The 16,315-nt window shown below is 40.8% G+C and carries 14 protein-coding genes; 13 read left to right on the forward strand and 1 reads right to left on the reverse strand.

The features are described from left to right. Positions 1-3: 3 nt before the first annotated feature. From H4Q31_RS15890 to H4Q31_RS15915, 6 genes are all read left to right on the forward strand, one after another. On the forward strand, positions 4-3,495 hold the full coding sequence (locus H4Q31_RS15890; protein ID WP_185180039.1) for a glycosyltransferase: 3,492 nt from the start codon (positions 4-6) through the stop codon (positions 3,493-3,495). Next, complete coding sequence (locus H4Q31_RS15895; RefSeq protein ID WP_185180040.1) at positions 3,492-4,517, forward strand: GHMP family kinase ATP-binding protein; 1,026 nt, start codon at positions 3,492-3,494, stop codon at positions 4,515-4,517. The genes H4Q31_RS15890 and H4Q31_RS15895 overlap by 4 nt, the downstream gene beginning before the upstream one ends. Positions 4,518-4,537: 20 nt before the next feature. Continuing rightward, the gene (locus tag H4Q31_RS15900; protein ID WP_185180041.1) at positions 4,538-5,230 is read left to right on the forward strand and encodes a nucleotidyltransferase family protein; all 693 of its coding nucleotides are present in this window, start codon (positions 4,538-4,540) and stop codon (positions 5,228-5,230) included. Continuing rightward, a complete protein-coding gene (locus H4Q31_RS15905; protein WP_185180042.1) occupies positions 5,227-5,778 on the forward strand; it encodes a D-glycero-alpha-D-manno-heptose-1,7-bisphosphate 7-phosphatase in 552 nt (183 codons plus the stop codon). The genes H4Q31_RS15900 and H4Q31_RS15905 overlap by 4 nt, the downstream gene beginning before the upstream one ends. Before the next feature lie 32 nt (positions 5,779-5,810). Then, complete coding sequence (locus tag H4Q31_RS15910; protein WP_185180043.1) at positions 5,811-6,854, forward strand: acyltransferase family protein; 1,044 nt, start codon at positions 5,811-5,813, stop codon at positions 6,852-6,854. Positions 6,855-6,934: 80 nt separating this feature from the next. Continuing rightward, on the forward strand, positions 6,935-8,632 hold the full coding sequence (locus tag H4Q31_RS15915; RefSeq protein ID WP_185180044.1) for a hypothetical protein: 1,698 nt from the start codon (positions 6,935-6,937) through the stop codon (positions 8,630-8,632). Here the strand turns inward: H4Q31_RS15915 and H4Q31_RS15920 are convergent. Continuing rightward, positions 8,622-9,704: an acyltransferase family protein gene (locus H4Q31_RS15920; RefSeq protein WP_185180045.1), complete on the reverse strand. Its 1,083-nt coding sequence runs from the start codon at positions 9,702-9,704 to the stop codon at positions 8,622-8,624. The genes H4Q31_RS15915 and H4Q31_RS15920 overlap by 11 nt on opposite strands. Positions 9,705-9,888: 184 nt before the next feature. On the opposite strand from H4Q31_RS15920, the gene H4Q31_RS22000 reads away from it, so the two are divergent. The 7 genes from H4Q31_RS22000 to H4Q31_RS15955 all read left to right on the forward strand — a co-directional run bounded on the left by H4Q31_RS22000 (position 9,889) and on the right by H4Q31_RS15955 (position 16,294). Next, on the forward strand, positions 9,889-10,296 hold the full coding sequence (locus tag H4Q31_RS22000) for a GtrA family protein (RefSeq protein WP_376698259.1): 408 nt from the start codon (positions 9,889-9,891) through the stop codon (positions 10,294-10,296). Next, positions 10,296-11,090, forward strand: a complete 795-nt coding sequence (locus H4Q31_RS15930; RefSeq protein WP_185180046.1) for a glycosyltransferase family 2 protein — start codon at positions 10,296-10,298, stop codon at positions 11,088-11,090. Before H4Q31_RS22000 ends, H4Q31_RS15930 begins: the two co-directional genes overlap by 1 nt. 68 nt (positions 11,091-11,158) lie before the next feature. Next, positions 11,159-12,028 (forward strand): lysylphosphatidylglycerol synthase domain-containing protein, encoded by an 870-nt coding sequence (locus H4Q31_RS15935; protein WP_245347264.1) that lies wholly within the window; start codon positions 11,159-11,161, stop codon positions 12,026-12,028. Positions 12,029-12,058: 30 nt separating this feature from the next. Continuing rightward, entirely contained in the window at positions 12,059-13,537 is a 1,479-nt protein-coding gene (locus H4Q31_RS15940; protein WP_185180048.1) for a hypothetical protein, read from the forward strand. Continuing rightward, positions 13,527-13,943: an HAD family hydrolase gene (locus H4Q31_RS15945; RefSeq protein ID WP_185180049.1), complete on the forward strand. Its 417-nt coding sequence runs from the start codon at positions 13,527-13,529 to the stop codon at positions 13,941-13,943. Before H4Q31_RS15940 ends, H4Q31_RS15945 begins: the two co-directional genes overlap by 11 nt. Further along, the gene (locus H4Q31_RS15950) at positions 13,936-14,667 is read left to right on the forward strand and encodes a glycosyltransferase family 2 protein (protein WP_185180050.1); all 732 of its coding nucleotides are present in this window, start codon (positions 13,936-13,938) and stop codon (positions 14,665-14,667) included. The genes H4Q31_RS15945 and H4Q31_RS15950 overlap by 8 nt, the downstream gene beginning before the upstream one ends. Positions 14,668-14,701: 34 nt before the next feature. Next, complete coding sequence (locus tag H4Q31_RS15955) at positions 14,702-16,294, forward strand: glycoside hydrolase family 130 protein (RefSeq protein WP_311771745.1); 1,593 nt, start codon at positions 14,702-14,704, stop codon at positions 16,292-16,294. The last annotated feature ends 21 nt before the right edge of the window (positions 16,295-16,315 follow it).

Consider the following 16,315-nt stretch of genomic DNA (forward strand, 5'->3'; position numbering starts at 1 on the left):
TCAATGCATTTTACCGGGGAGAGGTTCATTCCGAACGAGACCGATAAGCAATTGGAAATTGAACATAAGCAACGTTATCTATCGGTTGAACCGCTTGTTCGGGGCAAAGTGGTGCTTGATGCCGCTTGTGGAGAGGGTTATGGATCGTACATGCTGTCTAGGTTGGCAGCCCAAGTATATGGAATTGACCTGAGCTCTGAGACGATTGCAGAGGCTCAGCTTAAGTATAGAGCAGACAATCTTAAATTTAGACAAGGTTCAGTAGATTGCCTTGAAGGTATAGAGGATCAGTCGATTGACATTGTTGTGTCGTTCGAGACCATTGAGCATGTAGATGAGGCTACGCAAACCAAGTTTCTGTTAGAAATCAAGCGCGTGCTTAAACAAGACGGGATGCTTATCATGTCTACGCCGGACAAGCATTGGTATACAGATATGCCAAAGCACCACAATCCATTTCATGTGAAAGAGTTCTACAAGCATGAATTTTTTTTGTTTCTGAATTCCCATTTCCCCCATGTAGAGTTCTATTATCAGAAGAATGAAGTCGTATCTGTTGTCGGGACAGGGGCCAGTAATGCCGGCTACCGCTTATTAGACGGCGCCGAGACTACTCTTAATGAGGGCAAATATATAGTTGCTATATGTTCGGCACAGCCCTTGGATAATATCCAGATCCATTCTGTGATGACGAACCCAGAGGTTCAGTACCAGAAGCTAGTTGATAGAATACTATCGCTTCAGAGCGAAGTGGAAGAGCGCAATGCTCATCTAAAGAAGCTTGATGAACAAATCGAGCGATCTCGCAACCAATTGCAGACGAATGCTCAGGAGATTGCATTTAAGAATGAATTAGTACAGGAACTCTTGCGTACGAAAGAAATACTTGCGGAAGAGTTGAAAGATAAGAAGAGCCTTAACGATGAACATAAGGATGAAATAATACGAGAGCTTTCACAGACAAAAGAAATTCTATCAGAGGAATTGAAAGAAAAGAATCGCTTAAATGATTTGATACTGATGATTGAACGCCTTGAGAATGAAATATCGGCGAAGAATCTATTGATCGAGGAAGGCAAACAAACTCAGATTGAACTAAGTGCAGAGAATCAGAAGAGCAATGATCAAATTGCCATGATTCAAGAGAGACTTGCTCATCATGAATTTCAAATTCAAGAGCAGTTATCTCAGAAGGATACCCAAATCCACAACTTGAATGGCCATATCGAGATGCTTCTGGAACAAGAGCGCAAGCTAAACAATATTCTGGCTTCAGGCGGATGGAAGGCGTTAAAACGGTACTATAAATTAAGGGATGCCGTTGTGCCTGCTAACAGTAAAAGAAAGCTGTTTGCACGAATGCTTAAAGTAGCGCTGACTGAGCCGGGCAAAATCGCGCGGAACTTGAATGGATCAAACATCAAGAAATTTTTATTTTACTTAAAAACGGAACGCAGCGGATTACTCGAGAATCGAGTAGAGAACTATCTGGGGAGGCAGTCGGGGGCACCTTCGCAGGAAATTGAAGTTAAGCACCATGTCGATACCTCAAGGAGACTGATTTTCCCTAAAGTTGCCAAGCCGGATGTATCCATCATTATCCCTGTTTACAATCAATGGCATTATACGTATGGGTGCTTGGCTTCCATTCTCGAGCACACGAACGGAATTGAATACGAGATTATTGTCGCTGACGATATGTCTACGGATGATACGATCAAGATCGGAGACATTGTTGAGAATATCACGGTCATTCGCGATGGAACCAATAGGGGATTTCTTCTGAATTGCAACAATGCGGCTCAATATGCGAATGGCAAGTATATCTTCTTCCTGAACAATGATACGAATGTACAGGCTAACTGGTTATCTTCATTGTTGACGCTTGTTGAAAACGATGAGTCTATCGGTATGGTTGGCTCTAAGCTTGTTTATCCTGATGGCCGCTTGCAAGAAGCTGGAGGGATTATTTGGAACGACGCATCCGGATGGAACTATGGGCGTCTGGATGACCCAGAGCTGCCCCAATATAACTATGTTAAGGAAGTCGACTATATCTCCGGCGCCGCAATCATGATTCGTACAGAGCTCTGGAAGGAGATTGGCGGGTTCGATGAGCGATATGTTCCTGCTTATTTCGAAGATTCTGACCTAGCCTTTGAGGTGAGGAAACACGGTTACAAAGTGGCACTTCAGCCTCAATCCATAGTCGTCCACTTCGAAGGAATATCTCATGGAACCGACACCGGGGCGGGAATTAAGAGCTATCAGATTCAGAACAGACAGAAGTTCATTGATAAGTGGAGAACGGAGCTGCAACAGCAGTTCGGCAACGCCCAGCACGTATTCCAAGCCAGGGATCGAAGCAGGGCGCATAGAACGATGCTGGTAGTGGATCATTATGTGCCGAACGTTGATAAGGATGCCGGGAGCCGAACGGTGTTTCAGTATTTAAAGCTGTTTATTAACATGGGCTTTAATGTGAAGTTCATCGGCGATAACTTCTATCGCCAAGAGCCCTATACATCGATGCTGCAGCAGATGGGTATCGAGGTTCTGTATGGCAATTGGCATGCGAAGCATATTGACGAATGGCTTGAGCTAAACGGCAAATATATTGATGTCACTTATCTCAATCGGCCACACATCTCCATTAAGTACATCGATAAAATTCGGAAGTATTCAAACTCAAAAGTTATTTATTACGGACATGATTTGCACTTCTTAAGAGAATTGCGGGAATATCAACTGACTGGGAACGCGGCTCTACTTCAATCCTCCGAAGAGTGGAAGAAGATTGAGTTCGAGTTGATGGCGAAATCTGATGTCTCTTATTATCCATCTCAAGTAGAGGTTGACGAGATCAACAAGCTATTTCCGACGGTTAAGGCAAGAGCGATTCCTGCCTATATCTATGATTCAGTTGAGGTAGAACTGTTAGATGCTCAGGACTTTAGCAATAGAAGAGATTTGCTATTCGTCGGGGGATTCGGGCATAAGCCTAATGTGGATGCGGTTCTATGGTTCACGGATACTGTCTTCCCGAAGATCCGAGCTCGATATCCGGATATGAAGCTGTATGTCGTAGGATCTAATCCTCCGGATGAGATCAGAGATCTTCAATCCAGTTCCTTAATCGTTACGGGCTTTGTGAGCGATGAAGAATTGGCACGATATTATAGAGAATGCCGTCTGGTTGTCGTTCCATTGCGCTACGGCGCGGGTGTGAAGGGCAAGGTCGTTGAGGCCATGTTTAATGGCTGCCCTATTGTTACTACCACTGTTGGATCCGAAGGACTGAAGGATATTCAGGGCTGCTTGATCGAGGCGGATAGCTCGAATGAATTCGCGAGTGAGGTAATCGAGCTCTATAACAATCTGGAGATGCTCCCGATTATTGCTCAGAGGGCAATACGTTATGTGCAGAAGCATTTTACAAAAACAAGCGTGATAGAGGCTATTCAAGAGGACTTGCGTATGGAGGTCACTTCATGATTATTAGGTCAAAGGCTCCATTGCGTCTGGGTTTAGCTGGCGGAGGGACGGATGTATCCCCTTATTGCAATGAGTTCGGCGGGTACGTTCTCAATGCTACCATAGATATGTATGCCTATTGCACGATTGAAGTGACAGACGACAATCGAATATCATTCTATGCGGCTGACCGCGGCGAGTACGTTGAGAGTGAGTCTATCACCGAGATGGAATTGAACGGCAAGCTTGACCTTCATAAGGGCGTCTATAACCGAATTGTTCGTGACTATGACCTTAAGGAGCCGCTGTCTTTCAAGATGACGACTTATTCCGATGCCCCTGCTGGTTCAGGGTTAGGATCGTCTTCAACGATGGTGGTTGCTATCCTCCAGGCCTTCTCGGAGTGGCTGAGCCTTCCACTAGGCGAGTATGATATGGCGCAGCTCGCTTACCAAATCGAGCGCATTGACGTAGGTTTAAGCGGCGGCCGCCAAGATCAGTATGCGGCTACATTCGGCGGAGTTAACTTCATCGAGTTCTATGATAATGATCGAGTCGTTGTGAATCCGTTGCGTGTGAAAAATTGGATCTTGAACGAACTCGAGCATTCGATTGTTCTATATTACACAGGGGCGTCTCGAGAATCCGCCAAGATTATCGATGAGCAAGTGAAGAGCGCAGAAAGTAAAAATCAGAAATCGTTGGATGCTATGCATGAGCTAAAAGCCGATGCACTAATCATGAAGGAAGCTGTCCTTAAAGGCGATATTCTCACCTTTGCCAAGTATCTCGGAAAGTCTTGGGAAGCAAAGAAGCGCATGGCTTCATCTATATCAAATTCGCATATCGATCATGTCTATGATATTGCGATTGAAGCCGGAGCCTACGCGGGGAAGGTATCCGGGGCCGGCGGCGGCGGCTTCATGATGTTTATGGTTGACCCCGTGAGAAGATTGCGAGTGATAGAGCAACTGAAGAAGCAGGATGGGACAGCGATGAATTTCCACTTTACGAAGAATGGAACAGAAGCTTGGCGTGTTTAATGATAAGGGGGACAAGAGCGATGGAGGCCGTTATACTAGCAGGAGGTTTCGGGACGCGGTTGAGAGAAGCGGTGGCAGACGTGCCAAAACCGATGGCTCCTATTCGAGGAGTCCCCTTTCTCACTTATCTATTTGAATATTTAATCCGCAATCATGTGAGTCGTGTGGTACTCTGCACAGGTTATAAGCATGAAGCAATTAGTGCCTACTTTAAAGACTCGTATAAATCCCTTGCTTTGCACTACTCCATTGAAGAAGAGCCTCTTGGCACCGGGGGTGCCATTAAGAAGGGGTTGACGGAAATTCATGGGGACCAGGTGCTTATCTTAAATGGAGATACCTATTTTGAGGTTAAAGATCTTCACGGAATGCTGTCGTTCCATCAGGATAACAAGGCTTCCCTTACAATTGCTGCCAAACAGATGTGTGATTTCGATCGGTACGGGACTCTTCTCCTGTCAGAAGATAACCGGATAGAGGGCTTCAAAGAGAAGCAACATATGCAACGGGGCTACATTAATGGCGGAGTCTATATCATAAACAAGAATGAATTGGCTGATGTGTCGATACCTGAACGATTCTCGTTTGAAACGGATTATCTGCAGGCTTGTTATAACAAAAAGCGGTTTGTTGCCTATAAGAGTGAGGGTTACTTTATAGATATCGGTATCCCCTCTGACTATTACCGCGCAGAGAAGGAACTGGTTCTATGAGTAAGAATAAGGCATTATTTCTTGACCGCGATGGAGTCATTAACGTGGAGAAGAATTATGTCTATAAGATAGAAGACTTTGAGTTTATAGATGGAATCTTCGACGTCATGCGGCACTTCCAAGAACGAGGTTACTTGCTGATTGTTATAACTAATCAGGCTGGAATCGGCAGGGGATACTATACGGAGGAAGATTTCAATAAGCTGAATGAGTGGATGCTTAGGCGGTGTGTTGATGAAGGCATTCACATTACGAAGGTGTATTACTGTCCTTATCATCCAGAGTTTGGAATAGGTGAATATAAGAAGGATAGTTTTGATCGAAAGCCTAATCCGGGGATGATATTGAGAGCTGCTGAGGAGTATGAGATAGACTTGAATGCTTCGATATTGGTAGGAGACAAGGAATCAGATATTCAGGCAGGAATGCAAGCGGGGGTTAAGTTGAATGTTTTACTAAAATCGAATAGTAATGCGATATGCAGTGCTACGCTTGCTGATTGTGTTATATATCAATTACATGATCTTAGGTTGCTTTTGAGGCAATAGAATCTCAAATTGATTAAAAAAGGAGCATAATAATGTCTTTATTATCAAGGCCGCAATTTCGCCTCATCAGTTTTGGTACATGGCGGTTTTTCTTGGCATTCCTAGTGGTGATATCTCACTTATGGTCAGGGATGGTGGATGGTCCCGCTGCATATGCAGTTTGGGGTTTCTTTGTTTTAAGTGGTTATTTGATGACATACGTGTTAAATAATAAATATGGATTCGCACCTAAAGGATTGTTGGCATATATACAAAATCGATTTCTTAGGATAATGCCTGCTTACTGGGTTGCCCTGATGATAGGGATTATAACTATTTTTATTCTTTCTCGTGAAGGGATCAACCTTCAATTGCTAAATCCGCAATTTGCTATGCCCCCAGAGAATGAATGGCTTTTCTCTTTTACTTTGATGCCATTTTTCCACAATAGTACTTTTCCTGTTCCAGTTGCAAACGCATTGGCTATTGAATGGCTAGTATATTTTTTAATTCCCTTAATGGCTAGACATGTTTCAGCTGCCTGGATTGGAGCTTTGCTGGGCTTGTTTGTTAATTATCATTACGGAATAACTCCTTCAAGTTTTACAGACCGTTATTCAGAATTCTTGCCTTGTTTTCTTCCATTTGCGGTAGGAGCACTAGTCGCACATTATATCCGTCATTTACGAGCTTTATCCGCGCCCAAATTAAGTTTCTTTGTCTGGATTGTTCACGGACTAGTTTGGTACATTCGTGATTCTTGGCCTTGGACCTATGGTTTATATGCTTCGATTTTACTTTCTGCTTGGGTTATTGTCTCTATGGATTGTGATAAATCATCAAAAACTGACAAGCTTTTAGGTGATTTATCGTATCCAATTTATCTGCTTCACACGACTGTGGGGGGATGGTTCCTCACGGTCTATGGATATGACCGTTCATTTATGTTCTTCGCAGTATCTTTTGCCGCTACGATTTCTGTTTCTTACTTAATGATAATTTTCGTTGATAAGCCTGTACTAAAAAGAAAGCGTCAACCTACAATACAAATTCAGAATGAAAAATCTGTTCAAGTGACAGAAACGGCATCATCATAATGCCTAAGTGAAAGTATTGGCTGGAACTAGAAATCAAGGAACTGGAGGCATCTCCAGTTCTAACAGTTTAGGAGTCCTTTATGAAGCAGACAATTACAGTGTATTTAAGAAAGATGAATCCCGCTATCGCTAGTCCATTTCTACCTTTGGGATTATTCTTACTCGTCTCCCTAATAAGAATCTCGTTGCCTGGCCTATACATGGATTCCGTACTTCCTGATTATTATGCAGCCTATATTGGGCACCAAGGGACTATACCTGCATGGATATTCCCTGACAATATGTTGTTTTCGCCTTATGAATATCCTTTATTAAGCTCCTTATATGGAGGGGCAACCCCAGCCTATATTGGTAAATTAGTGTGGAGCGTTATAGGGTACAATATTTTTTCAATTCGTTTACTGCACCTTTCATATGGATTGATTATTGTATATTTTTGTTACATCATAATTCGTTGGGCCACTGAAAATAAGACAATAGCAAGTTTTAGTGCAATGATGATTGCTATAGACCCTTCGTTTGTGCTGGCTTGGAGGACCCAATACTACCTTCAATTATTTCCACTTATTACTTTCATACTGTCATTGCTTTTATTTACGCGTTTCATTTTTGAAATGAGATCGAACAATAAATATTCAATAAGAACTATGGTTCTTATTGGTCTTCTACTTGGTTTTAGCGCATGGGGCTATTTTATTTATACTGGTTATGCCCTTGTGTTCTTTGGCGTGCTATTGATATTGTTATTTTCGATAAAACAAAAAAAAGTTGTAATTAAAACACTTAGTACGTTTATCGTTTCCTTTATAGGGGGTTATCTCCCATTTATCTATGCGCATTTCTCGATCTTTGTAACGCAAGGAATTCAGGGATACTTAACTACCCTGCGTTCTTTAAATAGCGCATATGAAATTGGTGAACACGGGGACATCGGCTTTTTGGCTCGTTTTCATCATGTGTGGGAACTAGTAAAGAATTTGTCTGGTGGAGACGTTATGGCTACCACAATGGTTGGACAACGTCTTCATGTTGGTGTAGTAGTAGGGGAAATAGTCTTTATAATTAGTGTGTTGATTGCATTAATATTTTTATCCTTAAGGTTTACGGAATGGTTTAATAAACAAGATGCCATTCAACATAGACTCTACATCCTTACGGTTCTAACAATGGCACTAATTGGTTGCCACATTGTATTTGGTATAATTATTGGGCCATCTTTAGGATATCAGCATTTTGTTATGCTATTACCTCTAACATATTTATCAGGGACTGGTGCTGGTTATGGGATTTATTCGTGTATAAAGGATCGACTCAAAAATAAGCTGGTCATTAAATGCGTTGTTGCAGTATTCTTTGTACTGTTAGCCGCCACTTATGTTAACAACAATTCAAATATCTATTCCAATCTTAAACGTACAGGTGGAGTAGGTTATTATAGCGATTCAATTAATCGATTAGCTGAATTTGCACAAGAGATCCCACCAGATGCCGTAATTTTATTTCCGCAATGGGGGTATTGGATGGGGGTAGCAACGGCAACTGGAGGAACGAAGGAAATTTGGTCTGAAACTAGCATAGAGCAGTTGATTGAGGATATTAATAATAGACCGGCCAAGTTTGACTATTACGTCGTATTGGAGCCTGCAAATGAACAAGCTGTTAAAGATATCGGTCTTCAAACGGATCTATCATTAAAAGAAATTATTAGATTTCATACACGAGAAGGAATTCCAACATTTTTTGTCGCACACTATCATCGAGACAATCTCACATTGTGATCTGCTTCTTCCCATGGTTTGTTTGCATCCATTGTGTAATGCGACGAGCCAATTTAATAGATGGCTTCTCTACAAAGTACCATGATGCGGTTGCAAGTAAACTTGCCAATATACATGACAATAGCGCATTAACTTCAGGTTGCAGTTGCGGTAACATTTCATATACCAACTGTGAAGATGGCCATCCGTATAGATATACACCATAAGAGATATCAATTGGAAGGTGAAGCTTTACTGTTAGTGATGAAGTGCCAATGTAGTATGCAAGTGAAATGAAAAACAACATAATATAATATTTGTTGTGAATGAAGCCTTCACAACATATTAGAAGAATAGTAAATATGATAACCAAGGAGCCATTAATTCTAAAGTGATTGTTGTTATAAAAAACCAGCCCCCCCAACAAGAATGTTATCGTATATTGTGGAAATACATTAAGCCCAAGCAAACCCATATCAGAACCAATAAGAGGAACTAATTGAGGAGAAATGCCAACTGCCGCTATTAGAAGAAATAAAGCAATATTTGCTGTTTCTCGTTCGCGCAGCACTCCAAACAAGCTCAATACAGCAACCATTAAATAGAGTCTAGCTTCTAATGTTATCGACCATAGAGATCCGTTTAACCCCTGATCGGGATGGTCAGTAAATACGCCCGGAAGAAAATGTTCGTTCCAAATGAGACTTAAGTTATTCTTTATATAACGATGAACTTGATCATTTGTGAAATATTCACTAATGTCTAAATTGGTCAATAGCGATCCGATAACAACGATGAAAAGTACGCATGCCACAAGGGCGGGGTAAATCCGAAAAAACCGTTTGACTGCAAACGAAAAGGTTGATGATGAGTCTTTTGCACTCTTGAAGATTAATGCTCCACTTAAGAAGAAGAAGATAAAAACGGCGACTTCCCCTGAGTGAGTAACTTGGGTAAGGCGGGCTAAGAAATCTGCCTTACCTGCTTTTGGGGCAATCGCATACGAATGTGCCCAAATCACTGATAGTGCCGCAATTAGTCGTACAAGGTCAAAGTTATTGTTATTTCTTTCGAAAACACTTAGCTTTATCATGCTATTTTCCTCGGCCCTCAATTGTATTTTTGCTATTATGTGCTCTTTCAGCATAGTTTCAAAGGCGAATGGTGTCAATATTCATCGATTTATCGCGATAGTATGATAAAGTGAAAAAAGCAGGATGTTAAAGGAGGGCTCTTGAATTCGTCATTTTTTACGACAATTCATTTCCTTTGCTGGAATTTCCGGAGTCGGGTGGTTACTAGACTTCCTATTGTTCTCTTTGCTTATAGAGCGATTTGACGTTAATGCATTCTGGGGTAATATTACTAGTGCGTCATTATCGGTTACCTTCGTTTTCTTCGCAGCGACACGCAAGGTGTTCTTGGAAGTATGTGTAAAATCGAAGGGGATGAAATTCTTTATATATTTACTATATCAATTATGTTCTATTATCCTGTTTTCATTGTTAATTCGGTTAATAGCGCAACTATTAGTCCCAGTAGAGGGGATTATATCTATTAACTTAGAACTCGCTGGCAAAGTTATTTGTACCCCCTTTTCTCTTGCGACAAATTATATATTCATGAGGCTTCTAATAGAAAAATGGTCTTTCCATAGATCAAGTATAAATGGTGGTGCAAAATAATGGACAAAATCTTGTTATTCATTCCAATGTATAACTGTGAACAGCAAATAACTAGGGTGTTAAATCAGATCGATAAGGGCGTAAGGAAATGGGTAACCGAAATATTAGTTGTAAACAATATCAGTACAGATAATGGTGAACGAGCAGTAATTGATTATATTGAAAGAAACAACGACCTAAATATAAGACTTCATCGAAATAATGAGAATTATGGACTAGGTGGCTCCCATAAGGTTGCTTTCCAATATGCAGTTGAGAATGGATTTGATCACGTCATCGTATTGCATGGGGATGATCAAGGAAATATTGATGATATTATTCCATATCTTGATAAAGGGATACATCGACAATCTGACTGCTTATTAGGAGCACGGTTCCAGAAAGGGGCACGCTTACAGGGTTATTCTGCATTCAGAACCTTTGGTAATAAAGTATATAATGCCCTTTTTTCACTTATAAGCAGGGAAAAAATTTACGACTTAGGTTCGGGATTAAATTGCTATAGTACTAAGATGCTTAAAGATGAATACTATCGATGGTTTCCGGATAATTTGACTTTCAATTATTGCATGATACTGGCTAGTGTTTACAAGAAGCATCGCATCATATTTTTTCCGATCTCTTGGCGCGAAGAGGATCAAGTGTCGAATGTGAAATTGTTCAATCAGGCTATTGTTGTACTTAAGTTGCTTAAGAAATATGCACTTAATAAGAAGCGGTTTATGTCTGAAGATCATCGAATCAAGTTGATTGATAATTATAGCAGTATAGTAGTCAAGACTTCTAACAAGTGAGGACAACTCAAATGCGGTTACGAATGTTAACTTCTGTGATATTTTGTTTTTCAGTTTGTTTGGGTCTGATGTATACGATCTTAAACTTGATTGCATTCGATGATAGCCGACTAAAGCTTTCTTTTCCCTTTTATGTGGTAGCTGCTGTTCTTCTATATATTGCATCACATCTTTTAAGGATAACAAGGCTATATATTATTTTCATTGAACGGAAGTTTTCATTTCTTCAGTTATTGAAGATATACACAATAACGGCGTGGGTTAATATGGTAATCCCCTTTAAGATTGGAGAAATGTTTCGAGTATCCGAATTCTCGAAGCTATGTAAGAGCTTTAAAATGGGCTTTGTAAGTGTTTGGGTAGAACGATTTTTCGATACTTTACTGCTCCTTATCTTTGCTGTAGTCCTATCTGCTTATACGGGAACAACTCATTATGCATTGTTGATTATACTGTTTTTATTCGTTGCAGTAACGCTGTTCGCATTCTTTTCTTTTCCTTTTTCCTATAGGTATAGTAAGCAACTTACTCTATCACATAGTCAATCTAGTAAGGGGCTTTTATTGCTAGAATTTATGGAATCACTAAAGTTATATTATACCTTCGCCAAAAAACTAGTTCGCGGCAGATTCCCCATTCTGTTTGGATTAACCTTGTTAATATGGTTATTGGAGGGCGGAGTATTCTATTACGTCACTTGTACATTAACAAGTGAGTATAACTTGGATGAACTTATGCGCGTGTTAAATGGGGTATGGGCTTCAAGTAAGATTCATGGAGACAGCGGCATGCTGTACAAAATTGTGGGATTTGGTGTGCTAACGATTGGTGGGATTTCCGCTCTAATCAATCAGATTATTTTTCACTTTGTGAATAAAAGAGAAAATTTGCTGCAGAGCAATAATAATTATCATATCCAGTATCAGTTCAGAAAGTAGTTGGAATTTGGTAGAAAGTTGAGGGTTCCTATGGCTGACCAGAAGAATTTACATTTCATATTTGATGACCGTTTTCATCCTTCGTCGAGTATTTCTAACGTTGTGGGTAATTCGACTTTCGGGGAAATATTGCACAAGAGAACTAAGCTGTCAAATAAAATCAAAGAATTGCTTTTTGAAATGACCGATATTCCAGTTGATAACTTCTACTTGATTCGGGATATTGCGGACATTGAGAATCTACGGCAAACAATTAAAGAAACTAGTCGTCATTCAATTTTTGTTCACTTCATGTCGTATGCTGTAATTATTAATGAGGACCATTTTTTATTAGCACTCAAAAAAGCGATGTATATTGATACGATAATGACCATACATCAAAATGACCCCTTAATCTATTATTTCCCCGAGGGCAGTGGCTATTTGAACTTTCTTGATCATGTATCAACTCGGGGGAATGTATTCTATCCATCAAACTTCGAGGAAGAATCTGTTTTGAAGCCAAACGATTTTGTGGTGGATATTTCGAAGCTTCAAAATTTTCTGCAGTTCTTTTCGGGGGGGTTCGAAGCGCGTCACTTCAATGCGCTCAAAGGAGACCTTTTTACTCTAACCAAAACTTCATCGGACAGGTCAAAAATGAGAAAAGAGCACGACTATTACCATCTACTTCCTCCCGAGATGAAAGGGTGGTTCGTCGCTCCTTATAATTTCACCAACAATGAACGTGTTGCAAGTTATACAATGGAGAGACTGAATATCCCTGATATGGCACTCCAATGGATCCATGGAGCTATATCTCCGAATGATTTGGCAACGTTCTTGGACAAGGTCTTTTTCTTTATCACTCATAGACCTAGAAGATCGGTTTCAAAAGATAGTTATATAAAGTCACAAAATGACCTCTATTATACAAAAGTTCTTGAACGGATAAATACTCTAAAGCAGTTGCCCGAGTACAGTCGACTTCATATGCTGATAGAAACCGGCACGTCGTATAATAGCATTGATGAAGTATTTGCTGATTATAATGTCTTATATAACAAGTACGCTTCCTATAATCAAGAATTCTATGAAGTTATAGGGCATGGAGATCTTTGTTTCTCGAACATTTTGTATGATAAGAGTACCAACCTAATGAAATTCATTGACCCGAAAGGGGCTGTTCAGGAAGAGGATCTATGGGTAAATCCATACTATGACTTGGCTAAACTTTCTCACTCTATATTTGGAAACTATGATTATATCAATAATGAGATGTTTACAGTTTCTTTGGATTCGAACTGCGGGTTCCATTTGGACATTGAAATCAAAGAACTCACAACCTCTCAAGCCGTATTTCGGGATAAGCTTGAACAATATGGCATTGACATCTTTATTGTAAGACTTTTCGAGGCTTCTTTATTCCTGTCCATGCTTCCCTTGCATATCGACAATCCGCGGAAAGTATTTGCCTTTGTATTAAATGCCATTCATATTATTGAGGAGTTGAAAAACAATGGGAAATAAGGGGACTCTTATTGTCGACCTTGATGGAACGATTTGTCCGATTAAGACCAAAGATGAGAAATACGAAGATTTGGTGCCATATCTTGAAGTTGTAGACAAGCTAAGGGAATGGAGAGAGAGTGGATTCCGTATTGTCGTTTTTACAGCACGGAATATGAAGACTCATCAGGGCAATCTTGGATTGATCAATGTGCATACGGCTAGAATCATTTTGAACTGGTTGGACAAATGGGAAGTTCCTTATGATGAAGTGTTGTATGGAAAGCCATGGCCCGGAGAAAGCGGGTTTTATATAGACGATCGGGCTATTCGTCCCGATGAGTTTGTGCGGTATTCCCTGAACGAACTAGAGGATATTGTGGAATCGGGAAGAAGCAAACTCTCAAGGGGAGGAACTTATGCTTAATATTGTTATAACTATGGGTGGAATCGGGAGCAGGTTTCAGAAGGCGGGTTACACGCAGCCAAAGTATAAGATCGAGACTAAGGGGCGTACTCTTTTTGAATGGTCATTAATCAGTTTGGAGTCATTCCGCAAGCTGGTTCCAACCTATATTTTCATTGTAAAGTCAAGCGATCAGTCAAGTACATTTATAACAGAGTCCTGTCACACTCTAGGGCTATCCAATATACACATCATTGAGATTGAAGAACTGACCGATGGGCAGGCAACGACTGCATTGTTTGGAGAATCTGTATGGGATCCCTCTTTGCCGCTTCTGATATTCAATATCGACACTCATATAGAACCTGAATATCTGCTTCCTGAGACAATTCAAGGCGAAGGGTGGATCCCATGTTTCCAGGCACCAGGTGAATCTTGGAGCTTTGTTAAATTAGATGCCGAGCAAAATGCCGTAGAGGTTAGGGAGAAGAAACGTGTTTCGGATTTTGCCTCTGTGGGGATATATTGGTTTTCGTCGGCTCAATCGTATTCGAATGTATATAAAAAGTATTATTCTTCTTCAGCAAGGGAAGAAAAAGGTGAAAAGTATGTTGCCCCCCTATACAATCAATTAATTGCTGAAGGTAAACGAGTGACTATTGTTGATATACCTCTAGAGAGGGTTCATGTCCTCGGGACGCCAGAAGAATTAACTGCTTTTAACGAAAGTTTATATTCAAGGTAGGTAATCGTTATGTATGGGAAGTGTTAATTTGAAAGTGTTGAAGAAGCCTCTAATAGCTTTTTTATTGATCTATTTGGTGATCTCCTCAATATTGTTTGTTCGTAATGAAAGAAACGCTAGGGAATTTGATATAGGGACTGAACAAGCACAGGGACAAGACGTCGCGACTGCACCTCTACAATTGAGTGGAGAAATCTCTGCTAATTTGAACCATAATGCCTACCAAGTGGTTGGAGGCGTTCCCATTCAAATTACAAAGCATGTGGACCCTGTATTACAACGAGGTGAGCCAGGAGAATGGGATAGTGTCGATCTGTTAAACCCGTCTGTCATTAAGAAGGGGAACACCTATTATAACTACTATTCCGGTTACAACGGAGAAGTTTGGCAGACAGGATTAGCCACCTCGGTAGATGGAGTACATTGGTCGAAGTACGAGGGCAATCCTGTACTCAAACTTAGTGATAGGGGCCTATGGGATGATTCGTACATAGCTGCGAATGGTTCGGCTATAGAGATCGACAATAACGTTTATTATTACTACCAAGGAGCTTCTTCTACAGATAACAAAGCTACAGTCGGTTTGGCGACATCGGATGATTGGTTGAGATTCGATAAGGAATCTAATCCAGTGTTAACGACAGGTCCCGATCACACTTGGGATTCTATGGGGGTTGCTGACCCTTATGTTATCAAGCACAAAGACTTTTATTATATGTACTATTTGGGGATGGATGAGATGAGCGTTCAGCGCCTGGGCGTTGCACGTTCTAGAGATGGAGTCGTATGGGAGAAGAGTGTGGCAAATCCTATTCTCGACGTAGGAACGAAGGGATCCTTCGATGAGAATGGCTTAGGCGAACCGAGTGTGTTTTACAACGCTCCATACTTTTATATGGTCTACACGGGAAGAGATGCGGGTGAGAAAAGAGACATAGGATTAGCGGTTTCGTTGGACGGTGTACATTGGAAGAAACAAAATTATAATGGATTGTTTGCTGATCGGAAATCCGGTACTTGGGACGATTCTGTAATATGTGATACTACCTTCTGGATGGATGATAACGCCAGTTCACTTTGGATGTGGTATGGCGGCGGAAACAAACCGCTTCCCGCGGAAGGGCTTAATGGCGCGGTCGGATTAATGGAGATATCTTTAGATCAGGGCCGAGACTTATCTGAGTTTGACCCTAACGTTTTATCAGGCCAGACCATTGTTGACAGCCAAGATATCTTGAAGGGGTCCTATGCGATCGAAGGCGATCCATCACAGAAAAGTGTGTGGGTTAACAAGGAAGCTAACATCGCATTAAAACAGACGGGAAGCGGTAAACTCGAGATTTCTGGTTATATGCCATTAACGGCTCATCAAGAATCTGATCGTTCGATTAAGGATGTGGCCATTACCGTGAGCATTAATGGCAGCTCGATAGAAACAAATACATTTAAAGAAGACACCGGCTTTACCATCGAAATCGAGAAGGATAAGTACGAGAAATATATGAGCAACGATGACTATATCTACTTGGATCTGACTTGCAGTTCTTCTTTTATCCCTTCTCAGAATGGGAACAGTGCTGATGAAAGAGAATTAGCATATATCATAAACAAAATTTCGGTAAATTGATATGAACAGACAATTTCAATC

This window comes from Cohnella lubricantis (assembly GCF_014212015.1).
GTDB classification, from domain to species: Bacteria; Bacillota; Bacilli; order Paenibacillales; family Paenibacillaceae; genus Cohnella; species Cohnella lubricantis.